Genomic DNA, 811 nt, shown 5'->3' on the forward strand with positions numbered 1-811 from the left:
CATTGTTGATGGATTGTGTTGTCACTCCGCCAGAAGGTGGTGGGGCTTCTTGTTCTGTATAACTCGCGGTTACACTCACGTTACTGATACCGCTATACGCGTAAACCCCAATATGCCACGTCCCTTCACTTGGCGTAGCAAAACTGCACACTTCGTTACTATTCGAGCTGATAGAGCGACAATCGTAGTTTGACAAACTTGGCGCACTGCCCAACTTTACGTAGAGGTCGGCATCCCCATTTGAACCTGCGGTCGTGATGGTTAAGTCTGAACCGTTTGCTGGCACATCAATAGTGAAGCAGTGCCACTGCCCTGTCGAAGCAGATTCGATATTGCTTGATGTCCCATTACTCAACGACACAGCATCACAAGCGCTTGAAGGTGGTTCAACGACACCACCATCCGTCGACACGCCAACTTGGGCAAAAGCCGCCGTCACATCACTCGCAGGTAAGCTTAAGTCTTGCGCCGCCGCCAATACGCCAGCGGCAGCTGAATCAAACGTCGCGCTTGGTGTCCAATAGTTTTGGTTCGCGTGGGCAAATGCCTTGAAGGTGTTTTCGGTGCCCCAATCATAATCGACGGCTAACAGATAAAACGCCTTGTTAAACACACCACTAGAGTAATGAACATCCATACCACTGACATATTGAGACGCGTGGTCAATCGAGCGTCCGTCTAACGGAGGGTTGTCCATGTAACGTAATGCGCCAGTTGGAGACTTACGAATATCAAATCCGACTTTCCAATCGTTTGAACCTCGGGAATAGAACTCTGCTGCTTCGCCAGCCATATCCGAAAACGCTTCATT

Annotated in this window: 1 protein-coding gene; it reads right to left on the reverse strand. The window is 49.8% G+C overall.

Going from position 1 to position 811, the window contains the following annotated elements:
• Positions 1 to 811, reverse strand: an 811-nt coding sequence (locus tag R8O11_RS26560; RefSeq protein ID WP_318194786.1) for a M4 family metallopeptidase, incomplete at both ends; no start/stop codon positions are given.

The sequence above is a fragment of the Vibrio sp. 1288 genome (assembly GCF_033344475.1).